This window comes from Leucogemmata humicola, from assembly GCF_055379415.1.
Genome location: NZ_AP040875.1, coordinates 5,087,251 through 5,104,949 on the forward strand (window position 1 = coordinate 5,087,251; position 17,699 = coordinate 5,104,949).

Below are 17,699 nucleotides of genomic sequence, written 5' to 3' on the forward strand. Positions count from 1 at the left end.
GGCATGGCCGACTAACATTCGAACAATGACATCCGCTGCCGTCTCACGTGCCAGACAACTCGCCGCGTTGGGTGAGCGACCGTTCGACCTTCTGGTCATCGGCGGCGGGATTACGGGCTGCGGCATTGCGCGCGACGCTGCGATGCGCGGCCTTCGCGTGGCGCTAATCGAGAAGAACGACTTCGCGAGCGGCACGTCGAGTCGGTCGTCGCGACTCATACACGGCGGCGTTCGCTATCTCGAGCACGGACATCTGCGGCTCGTCTTCGAATCGAGCGCCGAACGACGACGGTTGCTCCGCCTAGCGCCGCATCTGGTTCGTCCGCTCGAGTTCACGTGGCCCGTGTATGCCGGCGCACGAATTCCCCGCTGGAAACTCGGCGCAGGTTTGACGCTGTACGACACGCTCGCTCTGTTCCGCAACGTGCACCGCCATCATCGCCTGAGTAGGTCGGCGGTGCTCGAGCACGAACCTGCACTTCGCGCCGATGGACTCGAGGGCGGCGCGTCGTACTTTGACGCCGCGACAAACGACGCACGCCTGACACTAGCCAACGCACTCTCGGCGGTCGAAGCGGGCGCGGTGGTCGTGAACCACGTTGCGTCGACAGGACTCATCGTGGAGAGCGGCCGCGCAGTCGGCGCCACCGTCGAGGACGCTTTGAGTGGACATCGAGGCGATGTTCGCGCCTCGGTCATTGTCACCGCCACCGGGCCGTGGACGCAGAAGGTTCGCGGCAGCAAGGGCGCGCACATCGCAGTCCCACGCGATCGCGTCGGCAACCGACACGCGCTGACGTTGCTCTCGCCAAACGACGGCCGAGTGCTGTTCGCACTTCCGGGTGGTTCACACGCGATCATTGGAACGACGGAGACATACACCACATCGTCGCCCGACTCCGTGCGGCCCTCGAATGACGACGTGCGCTATCTCATCGACTCGGCCAATGCATTCTTTCCGCGAGCAGCGCTTACGCCCAACGATGTCGTGAGCGCGTGGGCAGGGATTCGTCCACTCATTGCCAGCGCTGGCGATAGCGCGGGCGCGGCAACGCGTGAGCATTCCATCTCCACGAGCACCGAAGGCGTCATCTCCATCACCGGCGGAAAGCTCACGACGTACCGCGTGATGGCCCACGACGTGGTGGACGTCGTCGTGAAGCGGCTGCGGCGCACCGAAACTGGCGCACGAGCTAAGGAGACACCGCTTCCCGGTGGCGACTTCACATCGCTCGACGATCTGATCGCCGACGCCGCACGGACAACGAACGACGTCGCGCTGGCTGATCACCTCACGTCGGCATACGGAACGCGGTGGCGCGCGGCGTGGGACGAGATCAGCCAGAATGCCGGGCGCGCGCGACTTCACGACGACCTTCCGTACACGATCGGCGAAGCCCGATACGCGGCGTGTCACGAGATGGCAGCGACCATTGGCGATCTGCTGATTCGCCGAACGCACCTCGCTTTCGAGACACGCGATCACGGGATGGACGCCGCGCCGGGCGTGGCCAAGGCGCTGGCCCCACTCCTGTCCTGGGACAGCGAAGCTCAGGCGCAGGCCGTCGACGATTATGCGGCTGAGGTTGAGCGAATCTTCAGCAACGACGAGTAGCCGAAGCGCTCGAATCGAGCGACCAGCGGCAATCCGGCGAGCGCCAAGAATCTTTGCTGATGCCGAAAAAGGGGCGCCAAGAAAGTTGACTTCCAGCGTTTGTGCGGTCGATCACTTTTCACGTAAGTTGTTGCAGGTAATGGCGATGGGAGCGTGGCACGAGCGCTGCTTAAGTGCAGGCTCAACCGCAAGCAGTACCGCCACACTTCAGAGGATCGCAACGATGCGCCTTCGTTCTCTCACCACCGTCGCCGTAGCCATTGCAGCGACGTTCATCGCTACCGGCTGCGCGAATGACAATCCCGCCGCGCCGAAAAGCGAAATAGCTCCGCCCCAGTCGTCGCTGACCAGCACGCTCGGCTCGCTGTTGGGTGGTCCGCAGACCATCACGCCGATGCAGCGCATCACGCCCCTGCGTTCCGACCTGACCGTCTCCAAGACGATCGGCGTGCTCGGTGGTACGCTTGCGATTCCCGAGGCCGGGGTCACGATCGTCGTCCCGCCGCTCGCCGTGGGCAAGCCGACCAACTTCAGCATCACGGCCCGCGCGGGCTCCACGCTGGCGTACGACTTCGAGCCGCATGGGACGAAGTTCGCGGTTCCGCTCGTGATGACCCAGAACCTCCGACTCGCCAAGACCGACAAGAGCCTGCTCAACCTCGGCGTGCGCCTCGGCTATTACCCGGATGCCAGCAAGCCGACGAGCGTGACCGAGTTGCTGAACGTCAACATCGATCTGCTCAGCGGGACGGCTGTCTCCACGATCTGGCACTTCTCCGGGTACATCTACGCCAGCGGTCGCGACTCGGACGATCAGTTCTAAACCCGACCCGACACGGTCCCCCCCGTGACGATCGGCGCACGATGACTCCCTTTCAGCGTACCAACGAACGACACGTCGGATCAGCCGACGCGCGCCAGCTTGCTGAGCTGGCGCGCGCGGCCGGCCTAGGGTGCTCGCCGGACGATGCACTCAAGTGGAATCGCGAGGCGATCGCGATGCTCGCGGGAGAGGACGATACGTGCCTTCTCTCAGACGTCCTCCGGTGGCAGGGCTCGGTATTTCGCGATCGCGGACGAACTTCCGAGGCGGAACCGCTCTATCGGCGCAGTTTGGCCATTGCCACGCGCCTCAAGTACGACGCTGGAATTGGCCATGCGCTCAACTGTTTGGCGTCACTTGCACAGCGTCGAGGCGACATCAATACGGCAGCACTGCTTGTTACCGACGCTCTAGTAGTTGCTGAGCGTTCGGGCGACCGGCGGCTCATGGGAATGCTCCAGCAGAACCTCGGCATGTTCGCCGACATCCGGGGAAACCCGGCGGCGGCGCAGGCGCACTACCGCGTAAGCCTCCGAATCTTCGAGTCGACGAACGACTCGCAGCTCGTTTGCTGGATCCTGAACAACCTCGGTGTCCTGCTACTGAAAGAGGGCAATTACGACGAGGCCCGCAGCTCTTTTGAGCGAGCCATCGCGATTTCGCGCTCGCGCGGCGACCTCATGTCCGAAGGCATTCTCGAGGAAAACCGCGCAGAGCTCGAGCTGATCCACGGCAAGAACGACGAGGCTTTTGCGTCGATTGCTCGCGCCCAGGACGTGGCCGAGCAGCGACACGATGACCTGCGGCGGGCGGCCGCACTCAAGTTGCGGGGCGCCTACCAGCGGCTCGTCGGCCGGCCCGACGACGCGATCGACACGCTTCGGCAAGCGCTCACACTCAGCGCGATTGGCGAGGACGCCCTGCTCGGCGCCGAGGTGCTCTATCAGTTTGGACTCGCGCTGCATGCCGCGGGTCAGGAGCGGTCGGCGCGAGAGGTCTGGAACGCGGCCCTCGAAGCCTTCGAGAGGATCGCTGCTCGGCAGTGGGTGGGTCGGGTCCGACAGCGGTTAAGCACCGGAACCACAGGTCGATACTTGTAGCAAAGATCGCGTCCGCCCTGGGCGCGCCGTTGCTCTCTCTATCGTTCCGAGGTCCCCGGTGTCTACCGCCGAAGTCGGCGTTACCGAGGTGAGTTCGGCCGAACCCGCGTTCGGCTTCCGCACAATCGTTGGCGCCAGTCCGCTTCTGCGCGACGCGATGAAACTCGCGACGCGAGTGGCGTCGACGCGCCGAACGACAGTCCTGCTGATCGGTGAAACCGGCACGGGCAAAGAACTCTTTGCGCGTGGTATTCACTACGCCAGCGCAAACGCCGACGAGCCGTTCGTGGCGATCAACTGCGCCGCGATCCCGGAAGCGCTGCTCGAGTCCGAGCTGTTCGGACACGAGCGCGGCGCGTTCACCGGCGCTCACTCGCGCAAACAAGGTTTGCTCGAGCTGGCCGGCATGGGCACGCTGTTTCTCGACGAAGTCCATCAGCTGCCAACGCAGCTCCAGCCCAAGCTCCTCCGCGCGTTGGAGTCGCGGCGCGTGCGTCGGCTTGGCGCGCTTGACGAGTTTCCAATCGAATGCCGCATCATCGCCGCGGGCAGCCCGATGCTCGAGCAAGTCGTGGCAACGGGTGAGTTCCGCGAGGATCTCTATTATCGCTTGAACGTTTTCTCGATCACGCTGCCGCCACTCCGGGAACGACTCGAGGACGTCGAGCTCACCGCGCGCCATTTCCTCGCCGAAGAAACGCGCGAGCACCAGCGGCCCAAGCGCTTCTCCGACGATGCCATCGCCGCGCTACTCGTGCATCGCTGGCCCGGCAACGTTCGTGAGTTGAAGAACGTGGTCGAGCGCGCCGCCATTCTCAGCGCTGACTCGCTCATCGTTCGCGCCGAGCATCTGATGATTCAGCGACGCACGGCTCGTCCGGTCACCACCGACGATTCGATCGGCGAGATCCGGATTCCGAGGATTGGTAAGCTGCTCGACGACGTCGAGCGAGAGGCAGTTGCGCTCACGCTCAAGATCACGGGTGGCAATCAGGCCGCGGCCGCGCGACTGCTCGGCATCTCTCGACCGACCCTCGCCAAGAAGATGGTTCCGCGAAACGGCGTGCACGCCGAGTCGAACGGAAATGGGAACGGGAACGGGAATGGGAATGGCAATGGGAACGGCAACGGCTACGGGAACGGAAACAGCAGATGAAGGCTCCGCTCGACCCCGAGGGTTTGTCGCCAGCGGTTGCGACGCTCCTCGAGGAGGCGCAGCGCTCTGATCGTGCGGGTCAGCGGGAGATTGCGCGCCGACGATACGAAGCCGCGCTGTATCTGTTGCGAACTGAAGATGGAGCGGCAGCACCGGCGATCATCCGCCGCATCGCCCGCTCATATGTCGACGACGGCCAGTTCGACGCGGCGCTCGACTGTCTGACTGGCGCGCTCGGCATGTCCGAGTCGCTCGGCGACAAGGCTGGCATCGCGCACGCCGTGAATCTCATGGCGATCACGAACGGCCATCGCGGTGACCTCGACGAAGCAGAGCGCTTGTACGCGCAGGCGCTCGTGCTGGCGGGAGAGGCAGGCGATGAGCGTTTACGAGCAATGGTCTCGCAGAATCTCGGTATCGCCGCGAGCATGCGCGGCGATGTTCGCGCGGCACTCGAGCACTACGCGGCGAGCCTCGTGACGTACCGGACGGCCGGTCTCCGTGAGTTTCTCGGGCCCGTGCTGAACAACATGGGCCTCGCCTACACGCAGCTCGACCGTCTGGAGGAGGCTCACGCGGCCTATGACGAAGCGTTGCTGCATTGCGACGCGGTCGGCGACTCGGCACATCGACTGCTCGCGCTGGTGAATTCCACCGAGCTGTGGCTCGCGCGCGGCGAGGTACAACGCGCGTCGGCGCTGTGCGACACCGTCTTGCTCGAAGCCACAGTAGCGAAAGACCATCGCGCCCTCGGCGAGACGTACAAGTACATGGGTGTGATCGCCCGAACACGCGGATCGCTCGATGACGCCGCTCGCTTCTTCGGTACGGCGTACGAGAATGCGATGAGTCGCGAGGATCTCCTGCTCGCCGCGGAAACGTCGCGCGAACAGGCCGAGTTGTACGAGTCGATGGGCAAGAATCGCGAGACGCTGCAGGCGCTCTCGAAGGCGCACCAGTTGTACACGAAGCTTAGGGCGCAGACGCATCTCGCCGATCTCAAGAAGCGCATCAGTCGGCTGGAAACACGATTCTTCGACCTCGTGGCGCGCTGGGCGGGCACGATCGAATCGAAGGACGCCTACACGCTGGGCCATTGCGAGCGCGTGGCAGACTATGCGTGCGCGTTGGCGCGCGAGTGGGGCTATGACGAAATCACGATGTTCTGGTTCCGCATCGGCGCGCTGCTGCACGATGTCGGCAAGGTCGCCGTGCCATCAGAGATCTTGAACAAGCCTGGCCCGCTGACGGCCGACGAGCGGGCGATCATGGAAACGCACACGGTCGCCGGCTACGACATGCTCCGCGACATCGACTTTCCCTGGGACATCCTGCCGCTGGTGCGAGGCCACCACGAGCGCTGGGACGGCCGCGGCTATCCCGACAAGCTTGCGGGCGAAGACATCGCCGAGAGCGCGCGCATCGTGTGCGTGGCGGATGTGTTCGACGCGCTGACCACGGATCGGCCGTATCGTCGTGCCTTCACGTGGGACGAAGCGCTGACGATGATGGCCAAGGACACCGGGAAGATGTTCGACCCCGACATGTTCCCACGCTTCGAGCAGATCATGCGGAGCTCGACGGTCTACACGCTGGGAGCGCCGTCGGCGCTCGCCGCGGCAAGCTAGGCCTTACGTTCCGCCTCGTGAATGGTGCGTAGCTCGATCACCTTGAGCTGACGAACCATGGTGGGGAGCTTGAGATACGCGATCTCCCCGACCGATTTGTTGAGCAGCGCACGGCCGATCGGCGACGCCATGGTGACCTGCCCTTCTTCGAACTCGAGCGCGTCGCCGAAAACCAGATCGTAGGTTTCCTTGACGCCGGTCTTTTGGTCTTCGAGCACGACTTTGGAGCCGAGGCCGACACGGTCGGTCGGAATCTGGGCTAGATCGATCGACGCCAGTTTGCTCAATCGCTCACGAAGCTGACCCAACCGGGCGCGCACGAACTGCTGGCGTTCGAGCGCGGCCTTGTATTCGCTATTCTCACGAAGGTCGCCGTGTTCGACAGCTTTCCGGATCTCGTTGGGAAGCGTGACGTTGAGCTCGTGCTGGAGCTTTTCGACTTCTTCTCCGAGCTTCTGCTTCAGTTCTTCAATCATGATTGGTGCAGGCCTTCCTGGCGACAAAACTGAGCGCCCGGCCGAAGGGGCCGGGCGCGGTCGACTTCGTGAACATACCCCTCGCGCGCGATCTGGCAAAGGGGAGCTTAGCCGATGAGCCTTTCTGTCGAGCGCTACGGCGACGTACAGCGCATTCGGATGGCGAGTCTGGGGAGTAGGGCCTTCAATCTCGACGTCAGCGCTTATGTCATTCGCGGCGTGATGATCGACAGCGGCTTCCACCACGCGCGTCGCCCATTCCTCAACGCGATACACGCGATAGGAGTTCGCGGCTGCGTTGTAACGCACTGGCACGAAGATCATTCAGGGAACGCGGCACTGATCGCGCGGCGTGGCGTTCCGGTTTTGCTTCGGGCCGACACCGAGGAAATCGTGAGGAGTCGGCCACACATCGGCGCGTATCGACGAGTCACGTGGGGACGGCCGCCAGCGTTCGAAACGTCGCTCGCGCCATTCGATCTCGCGGGACTGGAGTTCGTGCACACGCCAGGCCACACGAAGGATCACCAAGTCGTCTGGGATCCGATGACGCGAACCGTGTTCTCGGGCGATCTCTGGCTCGGCGTTCGTGCGCGGACAGTGCATTCGTCAGAGAATCCATATCAAATCATGGATAGCCTCCGACGAGTTGCCGCGCTGCAACCCGTGCGAATGTTCGATGCACACCGTGGGCTGATCGAACCCGCGGTTAAGGCAATCGATCGGAAGATTGCCTGGCTCAGCGAGACCATTTCAACCATCGACCGCCGCATCGCGGACGGTTGGAGCGATGCGGAGATCGTGAAGAGAGTACTCGGCGGCGAAACCGCTGCCGCGGTTCTCTCGAACGGCGACTACACGACGCGGAATTTCGTCAGCGCCGTTCGGCGCGGCAGTTGTTCGGCCGCCGCGCCGTAGTCCGAGCTATTCCTTTGAGGCTTTCTCGAATTCACTGACGAGAAGCTTCATCATCTGTGCGCGACGGTCGTAGAGACGCTTGAGCGGGCGCTTCTTGTGCCGCGCGTGTGCGTATGCGGTGAGCAACGGCAGCGCGACGGTCGAGTCGAGATAGCAGACGACGGCGTCGGGCAAGCGATCCGGATCGATCTTACCCCAACTCACTGCCTCGGCCGGCGTTGCGCCCGACAGACCACCGGTGTCGGGGCGCGCATCCGTGATCTGCAGGAAGAAGTCGTGGCCCTTCTCGTCGATACCGAGAACTTCCTGAATCTGCGGCTCGGTTTGCAGCATGAAATTCTTTGGGCTACCCCCGCCGCAAATGAGGACGCCGGACTTACCGCCTTTGCGCTTTGCCGTGAGCACGATCGACGCGGTCTCGTTCACGTCGAGATTCGGATCGATCGTGCACTTGTTCCCTTCGAGCGCGAGCGCGGCGACGTTCATGCCAATCGATGAATCACCAGGCGACGACGTGTAGATCGGAACGCCGGCTTCGTACGCGGCCGACAGCAACGACTTTCGCGACAGGCCGAGTGCCTTCTCGCGTTCGCGGACGTACTTGCCGCAGAGGTTGTGAAATTCCGCGCTCGACATCGGCTTCTGGAATTCCTTCCCCTGAATCACTTTGCGGAAGAATGCGTCAGTCGAGAGGAGAACGTCGTAGTCGAAGAAGATGTCGTAGATACGAACGACTCCCTCTTCACGGAGCACGACGTCGGACTCCTGCGGATTGCCGCGGTGCATCGCAAGGCCAAGTCCGAAGTGCGTGTCGTGATAGAGATTCGCACCGGTGGAGATGATCCAGTCGACGAAACCGCTTTCGATCAGCGGAATGATCGCGGCCATTCCCAATCCAGCGGGCGTGAGCGCGCCGGTGAGCGTGAGACCGACGGTGACGTCGGGCTCGAGCATCTTCTTGGTGTAGAGACCGCACGCCTCGCGCAGACGCGCCGCGTTGTAGGCGAGGAACGCTCCGTCGATCAGATCCGCGGCCGTTTCATTGCCGGTGATCGGGGTCGGATCAATGCGCGGACCGCGTAGGTATTTGCTCTTCTCGCCCGACGTGTGCTTCACGCCAGCCTTTTCGCGCTCCTCAGCGGCTCGCTTCTGTTCGCCCTTGGGGCCAGCAGCGGACGCGCGCTTCCCGTCGCCATGACGCGACGACTTGAATCCGCCGCGATCGCGGCTGGACGACGTGACCTTCTTTTTCGCCATTGCTCTAGTTCTCTATTTGACTTGCTGTGATTCCCACGCCTGGATCACCGCGTTCGCCGCTTCCTGCGGGTCGTCGGTGAGAAGCATCAGATCGAGGTCGCCTGGGGAGATTTTTCCCTCGCCGAGCACGCGCGACTGGATCCAGCGAATGAGCCCGGCCCAGTAGTGTCGGCCGAACATGATCACCGGGAACTGATAGATCTTTCCCGTCTGAATGAGCGTCAGGGCTTCGAACGCTTCGTCGAGCGTGCCGTACCCGCCCGGGAAGATGATGAATGCGTTCGAGTATTTGATGAACATGGTCTTCCGCACGAAGAAGTAGCGGAAGTTCACGAGTGTATCGACGTACGGATTGGCGCCCTGCTCGAACGGCAGCTCGATGTTGCACCCGACCGAACGTCCGCCCCCGAGTTTGGCGCCTTTGTTCGCCGCTTCCATGATCCCCGGGCCAGCGCCGGTGATGATCGCAAAGCCGGCTTCAGCGAGTATCCGAGATACTTCCTGGGCCGCTTGGTACTGCGGATCGTCCGGGTGCGTGCGCGCCGAGCCGAAGATCGTCACGCCCTTGTCGATCGTGGCGAGATTGTCGAAGCCCTCGATGAACTCGCCCATGATGCGCATGACGCGCCAGGTGTCGGTCGCGCGGAAATCGCGGCGATCGGGGCTGGTCTGCAGGAGCTTTTCGTCTTCGGTGATGGCGCCGTCGAAGCTGCGGATCGAGTCGTCGATGACGCGCGCGGCGCCCGACTGACGCGACTGGGTCTTCTCGGACGGGGGCGTGCGGCCCGCGGCGCGATGGCCCGCCTCGGTCCGCTCGCGATATCCTTCGCGAGACGTCATCGTGGCTTCGGCGAGCTGTTCCGGGCTCGACTTTTTCCCGCTGGCGGTGCGCGGCGCTTTTGGCTTCTTGGCGCTTGGGCGCTTTTTCGAGTCGCTCATGCGTGCATCTTAGTGGGGTTGAGGCGCAGGAGCACAGAGGCGACCTTCCGGAACTCAGACTCGACTCACTCGATCATTTGTCCGTCGTCATCCTGCTCGCCGATGGCGCGCGTCCAGACGTTCTCGACGCAGCGCTCGACAGTGGATCCCTGCCGTCTCTTGCGCAGCTGCGCGCCGAGGGCGGCGGCGCGTTGCACACGATCACGACCTGCTTCCCGTCGGTCACGGGGCCAGCATACGCCCCATTTCTCATGGGGCGCTTCCCCGGGCCGATCGGCTTACCGGGGCTTCGCTGGTTCGATCGGGCGCGAGAGGTCTGCAGCTTTCCCGACTACACGCGGAGCTACGTCGGGTACCAGATGGGCGCGATCGACCGCGACATCGCGGCCGACGCGCCGACGATCTTCGAACTCTGCTCACCAAGTCTTGGCGCGCTCAACGTCATCGGTCGTGGGTTGCCGAAGCAGAATCGTATCGGTTCGATCACGCCGCGGTCGGCGGTGCGAGCAGCGAGGACACACTTCGCCGGAAACGTCGCGGGTTGGCTGACGATCGATCGCGACGTGGCGGACCAGGTCGTTCAGCGCGTCGCCGACGACAAACCCGAGCTCGTGTTTGCTGCACTGACGGGTGTCGACAAGGTGTCGCACGCGCGAGGGCAGAATTCTCCGATGATCATGGATGCGCTGCGTATCGTCGACGAAACAGCGGCGCGCATTCGTGCCGATGCGGAGCGCGCGGGCCGTTGGGACGACATGTCCCTCTGGATCGTGAGCGACCACGGTCATTCACGCGTCACCCAGCACGAGGATCTCGTGCGCGTCGTCGAAGCTGCAGGCTATCGGACCGTGTCGCACCCGTGGGTGCTGCGCGTTGGATCTGATGTCGCCGTGATGGTGAGCGGCAACGCGATGGCGCATTTGTACCTCGAGCTGCCGTCGCGAAAGCGTCGCGCCGACGCATTGAATGGCCGGTATGTAGAGCTCTTTAACACCGTGCTGGCCCTTCCCTCCGTCGATCTCGCTCTCGTGCCGCGGGCGTCGACTGTCGACATCCACTCTGGTGCCAGCGGCGTTGCATCGGTGTGGATGGAGGGCGATCGGTATTTCTATCGTCGTGATTCCGGCGATCCGCTCGGAATTGGTCGCGATCTTTCTGGCCTCACGAGCGATGAAGCGTACGACGCGACAATCGAGACTGACTATCCCGACAGCGTCGTGCAGATCATTCACCTCGCGCTCGCACCGCGCTCGGGCGAGATCATTCTCTCGGCGGCGCGCGACTGGGACTTTCGTGCGCGATACGAACCGATTCCACATGTGAGCTCGCACGGCGCGTTGCATCGCGAGCATATGCTCGTGCCGCTCCTGACGAATCGACCAGTGCAGCGCGCACCGCGGCGCACCGTCGACGTCATGCCGAGTGCGTTGGCGGCGCTGGGCAAAGCGATTCCGTCCGGGCTGGACGGTGCATCGTTTATCTGACGATCTTTCAGCCATGCCTTCCTGGTCACGCCTGAGTTTTTCGCTTTTCCTGCGGTCGATGCGCAGCCCGAGTACCGGCGTTGCGCTGTTGCGCGTGGCGTGGCGCTTTCGGGCGCGCGGCTGGTATCGACGGTTTCCGTTCATCCCACTGCCGGCCAAGGACTATGTGCGCTGGCGGATGTACACGGCATACGGCGACGAGAACATCGTTCCGCCGCCCGAGGATGTCGTGCGGTACGCGCGCTGGGCGGTGCGCGACCATTGATCGCGCCGCAGGACACGCTCGAACAGCTGATCAAGGCGCAGAGCTACGGCCTCGGCTTCGATCTCGTGGGTATTACGACACTCGGTCCTGCACCTACGGCGCCCGAATTCGACGCATGGCTCGCGAAGGGCTTCGAGGGCGAGATGTCGTATCTGTCGCGCACCGCGGAGAAGCGACGCGACTCGCGACTGCCGCTGGAAGGAATGACTCGCGCGATCGTGGTGGCGATGAACTACGGCGGGCGCGAGCCGTCGGGTCCAGTCGCGCGATACGCGCGCGGCGATGACTATCACGACGTCGTTCTCGAGCGGCTCAACGATTTGCATCGATGGATCGAGCAGCACGTTGGGCGACGCGTGCCGGGAAAAGCGTACGTCGACACCGGGCCGATTCTCGAGCGCGATCTCGCGCGGCGTGCTGGGCTTGGTTGGTTCGGAAAGAACACGACGCTGATAAATCCGCGACTTGGGTCGTTCTTCTTTCTTGCGGCGCTACTCGTCGATCTGGAGCTGACGGCGGACGAGCCGTTCGCCACCGATCATTGCGGCACGTGTCGGCGGTGTCTCGATGCGTGTCCCACGCAAGCGCTGGTGGAGCCGCAGGTGCTCGATTCGAACCTGTGCATCTCGTATCTCACCATCGAGGCGAAGGGTGAAATTCCCGAAGTAATGCGCCCGCTGATCGGCGACCTGCTCTACGGGTGCGACATCTGTCAGGAAGTCTGCCCATGGAACGTTCGCTTCTCGCAGGAATTGCGCGAGCCGGCGTTCGCGGCGCGGGAGGCAATCGCAGGGAAAGCTTCGCGCACGCTTGCGCGCGACATCCTCGCGATGAGCGATGAGGATTTTCGAATCGCGTTCAAGGGCTCGCCGATGAAGCGCGCGAAACTTCGTGGGCTGAAGCGCAATGCGGCGGTAGTGCTCGGCAACATGGGCGACGAGGATGTCAGACCATGAATCGTTTCGACTGGTGCATGGGCGCTGAGATCTGCATGTTTACCGCTCCCGCCTCTCCCAAATCGGCCCCCGACACAACATGGATCTTCGGCAACGCGTACAAGACTCGATGAGCGGTACGCACACGATCGAGCGTGAGCTCGGTGGTGGCGGAATGTCTCGGGTCTTCGTTGCGGTCGAAAACAGGCTGGGCCGGCACGTCGTCGTGAAAGTGCTTGCACCAGAGCTTGCGGCGGCGATGTCGACGGAACGATTCGAGCGCGAGATCCAGCTCTCCGCATCCCTCCAGCAAGCAAACATCGTCCCGGTGATTGGCGCCGGAGACCTGGACGGGCTGCCGTATTACACGATGCCGTACGTCGAAGGCGAGAGCCTCCGCGCGCGGCTGGCAAAGGGACCTGTCTCGATTGATGCGGTGGTCGACATTCTTCGCGACGTGGCCAAGGCGCTCGCCTACGCGCACGAGCGCGGAGTCGTGCACCGCGACATCAAGCCCGACAACATTCTCCTATCCGGACGTTCGGCCGTCGTCGCCGATTTCGGAATTGCCAAGGCCATCGCGGCCGCGCAAGAGCGACCCGCCGGTGCAACCCTCACGCAGCTCGGCACCGCGGTTGGAACGCCCGCGTACATGGCGCCGGAACAAGCGGCGGGCGATCCCGCCACTGACCATCGCGCAGACATTTACGCGTATGGCTGCATGGGGTACGAGTTGTTGGCCGGCCATCCACCGTTTCACGGGCTCCCGCCGCACAAGTTGATGGCGGCGCACATGGCAGAGATTCCGCGTCGCATCGATGAGCTGCGCCCGGACACTCCGCCCGCACTCGCGCAGTTGATCACCCGCTGTCTTGCTAAGGATCCGGCAAACCGTCCCGCCAACGCCGATGAACTGCTGCAGGAACTCGCGGTAACGACGTCGGGCCCGAGCCTCGCGATGCCATTTCACGGGCGCGGACTGTTGTTGCGTGCGATGGGCGTGTATGCCGCAACGTTCATCGGCGTCGCCATCGTTGCGCGTCTCCTCATTGCAACGCAGGGCCTGCCCGAATGGATCTTCTCCGGCGCGCTCATCGTGATGGCGCTCGGCTTTCCCGTAATCCTGTTCACCGGGTACGCACAGTACGTCGCCCGACGCGTCGCGCAGGCGACACCAACGCTCACCCCTCAGGGAAGCGTCGTGCGGCCAAGTGCGAACGGCACGCTCGCGCAACTCGCCGTGAAGGCGAGTCCGCACATGTCGTGGACGCGCACTGCACGTGGTGGCATCGCGGCGCTCACCACGTTCGCGCTGCTCGTCGCTGGGTACCTCGTTTTGCGCGTGCTCGGCATCGGTCCATCGGGGTCGCTACTTGCCGCGGGAAAATTGAATGCGCAGGACAAGGTACTGGTCGCCTCGTTCGACGCAGCCAGCAAGGATTCTGCGCTCGGTGATGTCGTGTCTGTCGCGGTGCGCACGAACCTGGCGCAGTCCCGTGCCGTGCAGCTCGTGCCGACCAGCGGCATTGTCGCGGCGCTCGAGCGCATGCAGAAACCAGCGACGTCGCGCGTCGACCTTGCCCTTGCGCGCGACATCGCCGAACGCGGGGGCATCAAGGCCGTCGTCGCAGGAAACATTGCCTCGGCCGGCACGGGTTTCATCATCACAGCGCGGCTCGTAAGTGCCGCCAAGGGCGACGAACTGGCCGTGTATCAGGAGTCCGCAGCCAGCGCGGCCGACATCATTCCCGCCGTCGACCGTCTCACCAAGCAGTTGCGCGGCAAGATCGGCGAATCGCTCAAGACGGTGGCGGACGCTCCGCCGCTGGCCCAGGTGGCAACGTCGTCGCTCGATGCGCTGCGTTCGTATGCGGCGGCACTCCGGGCCAACGACGTCGAAGGGGATTTCCAGAAGGCGGTTCCGCTGTTCGAGGATGCGATTGCGAAGGACTCCGGATTCGCCTCGGCGTACCTGCAGCTCTCCACGACGCTCTCGAATGCCAATCTCCAGGCGGCGCGGCGCGACACATTGCTGTCGACGGCGTATAAGCTGCGCGCGCGGTTGCCCGAGCTCGAGCGGAACGATGTGGAAGGCGCGTACTTCATGAACAAACGCGATCGTCCGAAGGCGATCGCTGCCTACGAGCGCGCGTTGCGCGTCGACTCGATGGATGCCGAGGCGCTGAACTCGTTGTCGATCATCGCTGGACAGACGCGACAGATCGCCCGCGCCGAACAGCTCATGCGTCGCTCGATTGTGGTCGAGCCCGAAAGCGGCATTCTGTACGCCAACCTCGCGTTCACGCTGGCTGACGAAGGCAGGTTCGACGCGGCGGATTCCGTGTATCGCGTGATGCGGGAACGGAAGATCGAGTACCCAACCGAATACCAAGAAGCGACCTTGCTGTACATGCGAGGCGAGATCGATTCGGCCGAAGCACGCGCGAGGGCGAGCGCGAAGAGAGCAGGAATACTGCAACAATCGGCGGGCCTACTCGGATTGGTGCGACAGATCGCGGAAGTGCGTGGCCGGCTTCGCGAGTCCGACAGCATCGCGCTCGAGGTTCGTGCGCGGAACAAGGCGCGAGGCGCGACTGTGAATCTCCTGCAGATTCCCTTCCGGATGGCGCTCGACGATGCGTTCCTCCGCGGGCAGAACCAGCGAGCGATCGCCAGGCTCGATTCGGCAATCCGCACCATGCCCCTCACGGCCGCATCACCCACCGGGGCAATTCTCGACGCGGTCGCCAACTATTCGATTGCCGGCGCACCTGAGCGTGCGCGCCCGTTGTTACAGCTGTTCGACGTTGCGGCCAAGGACTCCGTCAATCGGCAGTCGTATCCTGGCCATCGGGCCTTTGCCGAGGGCAACATGCTGATGGCCGAAGGGAGGCCGGACGAGGCAATTCGGGTTTTCCGGCGCATGGATAACGGTGCAGACGGGCTGCCGATCAACTGCTCCTTCTGCATGCCGCTGATGCTCGGCCGCGCGTACGATCAGCTGAATCAGGCTGATTCAACGATCGCGAACCTCGAGCGATACCTCGCCGTCACGCAGAACGGCCGCATCAATGCCGACAACTGGGCGCTCGGTCCGGTTCACAAACGGCTCGGCGAGCTGTACGAGGCAAAGGGCGACACCAAGCGCGCCGCGGAACACTACGCCACGTTCGTCGAGCTCTGGAAGCAGGCGGATCCCGAGCTTCAGCCCAAAGTGACGGAAACGCGAACGCGGCTGGAGCGCATTCGGCGGACGCTGCCGAAGTAGCGCGAGCGAGACACGCGTCTTGCCTACCCGAGTCGCAGGGAGAAAGAACTTCATCCACGGCTCGGCAGCCACCGCGATCGACTGGCCGGCGACGTTCGACACCTAGCACGATGTCATCGTACATGCCCACGGATTGCAGCGATGGGCACGCACACGCTGAAGGTCGAACAATTTCCTTGAACACAGCAACGCCCGAAGCGTGAAAGCGCTTCGGGCGTCAGGTATAACGTTCGAGCGAGCCGCCGGATTACGATCCGCCTCGCCCGCGACCGCGGCCGCCCCCGTCCGCTCCCTTTCGGGCAAGAAGGCTCTGATCGCCGGGCAGACCGAAATAGAGGCCCGTGACGCGATTCTCCGGCGAGACCTCGAACTTCATGAACATCGGGCCCGTCGGTGAGCTCGGCAGAACGGTCCAGCGGAAGTTCGTCGCGTTCCAATACTCTAATGGGCCGTGCCAGTCGCCGCGTGTGAGCTCGAGGCGTCCATCCTTCATGGACACCGTTGCCTCGCCGTACATGCTGTCGGCGTAGGTGCCGACGAAGGCGGCCAGCGGCACCTGCGATTCGCCGGTTGCACGCGCACCGGCCTGTGCGACCGCGCCGGAATCGGCGCGCTGGCGCGGCGCCCGCGCAACCAGCTCATGTGTCGGCACGTTGAGCTGGCGATCGAAGAGGTACCGCATGATCTGAGCAGGCAGTTGCGCACTGAGCATGTTGCTCAGCACGACGACGCCGAATTTTTGCTCCGGCATCACACCCATGGCGGTGGTCATGCCGTCGGTATTTCCACCGTGCTGCCAGACGAGCTCTTTGCGGTAGTCTTCGACGATCCAGCCCATGCCGTATGTGTTGAAGTGATTGATGGGCACCGAGTCTGCGCCGCCACGGCCGCCGCCACCCATGGCGCCCATGACGATCTGCGGCGTGTGGGTCTCGCGCAGCGCGGCACTGCTGACGAGTCGTTTGCCGTTGTATACGCCGTCGCCCAACTGAAACCGCAGCCACTGCGCCATGTCGTGCGCGTTGGAGATGATGGAGCCGGCAGGGCCGATGTTGTCCATGTTCGTGTGCGGCTTTACATAGACTGAGTCGCCGGACATTCCGTGCGGGGTCGCAAAGTTGCGCGTCGACAGTCCAACCATCGTCGATACACTCGACCGCATGCCGAGCGGAACGAAGATGCGCTGCTTCACCATGTCGTCCCACGAAGTGCCGGCCGCTTTCGCGGCGGCTTCGCCGGCGGCCGTCACCATGATGTTCTGATACGAGTATCGTGATCGGAACGGCGACTGCGGCTTGAGGAAGCGAACGCGATACAGCACCTCGGCACGCGTGGCGCCCGAGCCGAGCCAGATGAGCTCACCGCGGCTCAATCCTGCTCGATGCGTCAGTGCGTCGCGCACGGTGAGCTCGGCGCTGGCGACCGGGTCGTTCAGCTTGAGATCTGGCAGGAACCGCGTGACGCGGTCGTCGTAGCGCATCTTGCCGTCGGAGACGTCCATCGCTACCAGCGTCGCAGTGAACGACTTCGAGCTCGACCCGATCTCGAACAACGTCTGGTCGTCGACCGGGGTCGTCGATCCGGCCGCAAGAACGCCGAAGCCTTTCGTGTACAACACGGAGTCGTTGCGCACGATTGCGACGCCGATCCCCGGAATCTTCGAGGCCTGCAGCGCCTTGGTGATGTAGGCCTCCATGCCGGGAAACGGTTCCTGCGCGGCGGCGCTCGACAGGGCGAGCGCTGGTGCCAGGCAGACCGCGGCGCGAAGGCCGGCTCTCACTAGTAGCCTTCTCATACGGGGAACTCCCTGTGAACGAGTAGACGGTTCAGCGGCT

At 63.6% G+C, this 17,699-nt stretch carries 14 protein-coding genes; 10 read left to right on the plus strand and 4 right to left on the minus strand.

All coding sequences use genetic code 11. The features are described from left to right. Positions 1–25 precede the first annotated feature (25 nt). The 5 genes from AC6H4Z_RS21905 to AC6H4Z_RS21925 all read left to right on the plus strand — a co-directional run bounded on the left by AC6H4Z_RS21905 (position 26) and on the right by AC6H4Z_RS21925 (position 6,322). Positions 26–1,615, plus strand: coding sequence for a glycerol-3-phosphate dehydrogenase/oxidase (locus AC6H4Z_RS21905; protein WP_497544100.1), 1,590 nt, complete (start codon positions 26–28; stop codon positions 1,613–1,615). A 223-nt stretch (positions 1,616–1,838) separates the two neighbouring features. Next, positions 1,839–2,438 carry a hypothetical protein gene (locus tag AC6H4Z_RS21910; RefSeq protein ID WP_497544101.1) on the plus strand — a complete coding sequence of 200 codons (600 nt, stop codon included), beginning with the start codon at positions 1,839–1,841 and terminating at the stop codon, positions 2,436–2,438. A 41-nt stretch (positions 2,439–2,479) separates the two neighbouring features. Beyond that, entirely contained in the window at positions 2,480–3,538 is a 1,059-nt protein-coding gene (locus AC6H4Z_RS21915) for a tetratricopeptide repeat protein (protein ID WP_497544102.1), read from the plus strand. A gap of 58 nt (positions 3,539–3,596) precedes the next feature. Beyond that, a complete protein-coding gene (locus tag AC6H4Z_RS21920) occupies positions 3,597–4,694 on the plus strand; it encodes a sigma-54 interaction domain-containing protein (RefSeq protein ID WP_497544103.1) in 1,098 nt (365 codons plus the stop codon). Then, positions 4,691–6,322: an HD-GYP domain-containing protein gene (locus AC6H4Z_RS21925; RefSeq protein WP_497544104.1), complete on the plus strand. Its 1,632-nt coding sequence runs from the start codon at positions 4,691–4,693 to the stop codon at positions 6,320–6,322. Before AC6H4Z_RS21920 ends, AC6H4Z_RS21925 begins: the two co-directional genes overlap by 4 nt. Here the strand turns inward: AC6H4Z_RS21925 and AC6H4Z_RS21930 are convergent. After that, positions 6,319–6,798 carry a GreA/GreB family elongation factor gene (locus AC6H4Z_RS21930; protein WP_497544105.1) on the minus strand — a complete coding sequence of 160 codons (480 nt, stop codon included), beginning with the start codon at positions 6,796–6,798 and terminating at the stop codon, positions 6,319–6,321. The two genes, AC6H4Z_RS21925 and AC6H4Z_RS21930, sit on opposite strands and share 4 nt — an antisense overlap. Before the next feature lie 114 nt (positions 6,799–6,912). Here AC6H4Z_RS21930 and AC6H4Z_RS21935 point away from each other — a divergent pair, with 114 nt between their 5' ends. Next, entirely contained in the window at positions 6,913–7,716 is an 804-nt protein-coding gene (locus AC6H4Z_RS21935; RefSeq protein ID WP_497544106.1) for an MBL fold metallo-hydrolase, read from the plus strand. Positions 7,717–7,722: 6 nt separating this feature from the next. Here AC6H4Z_RS21935 and AC6H4Z_RS21940 read toward each other — a convergent pair whose 3' ends face one another. Next, on the minus strand, positions 7,723–8,973 hold the full coding sequence (locus tag AC6H4Z_RS21940; protein ID WP_497544107.1) for a homospermidine biosynthesis protein: 1,251 nt from the start codon (positions 8,971–8,973) through the stop codon (positions 7,723–7,725). 12 nt (positions 8,974–8,985) lie between these two features. Beyond that, positions 8,986–9,912, minus strand: coding sequence for an LOG family protein (locus AC6H4Z_RS21945; protein WP_497544108.1), 927 nt, complete (start codon positions 9,910–9,912; stop codon positions 8,986–8,988). Positions 9,913–9,989: 77 nt separating this feature from the next. Between AC6H4Z_RS21945 and AC6H4Z_RS21950 the strand changes: the two genes are divergently transcribed. The 4 genes from AC6H4Z_RS21950 to AC6H4Z_RS21965 all read left to right on the plus strand — a co-directional run bounded on the left by AC6H4Z_RS21950 (position 9,990) and on the right by AC6H4Z_RS21965 (position 15,864). Continuing rightward, positions 9,990–11,396 (plus strand): alkaline phosphatase family protein, encoded by a 1,407-nt coding sequence (locus tag AC6H4Z_RS21950; RefSeq protein WP_497544109.1) that lies wholly within the window; start codon positions 9,990–9,992, stop codon positions 11,394–11,396. Positions 11,397–11,409: 13 nt separating this feature from the next. Further along, entirely contained in the window at positions 11,410–11,661 is a 252-nt protein-coding gene (locus AC6H4Z_RS21955) for a hypothetical protein (protein ID WP_497544110.1), read from the plus strand. Further along, the gene (gene queG / locus AC6H4Z_RS21960; RefSeq protein WP_497544111.1) at positions 11,658–12,617 is read left to right on the plus strand and encodes a tRNA epoxyqueuosine(34) reductase QueG; all 960 of its coding nucleotides are present in this window, start codon (positions 11,658–11,660) and stop codon (positions 12,615–12,617) included. The genes AC6H4Z_RS21955 and queG overlap by 4 nt, the downstream gene beginning before the upstream one ends. A 109-nt stretch (positions 12,618–12,726) precedes the next feature. After that, positions 12,727–15,864, plus strand: a complete 3,138-nt coding sequence (locus AC6H4Z_RS21965; RefSeq protein ID WP_497544112.1) for a protein kinase domain-containing protein — start codon at positions 12,727–12,729, stop codon at positions 15,862–15,864. Positions 15,865–16,111: 247 nt separating this feature from the next. Here the strand turns inward: AC6H4Z_RS21965 and AC6H4Z_RS21970 are convergent, their stop codons facing one another. Further along, positions 16,112–17,659, minus strand: a complete 1,548-nt coding sequence (locus tag AC6H4Z_RS21970; protein WP_497544113.1) for a serine hydrolase — start codon at positions 17,657–17,659, stop codon at positions 16,112–16,114. Positions 17,660–17,699 lie beyond the last annotated feature (40 nt).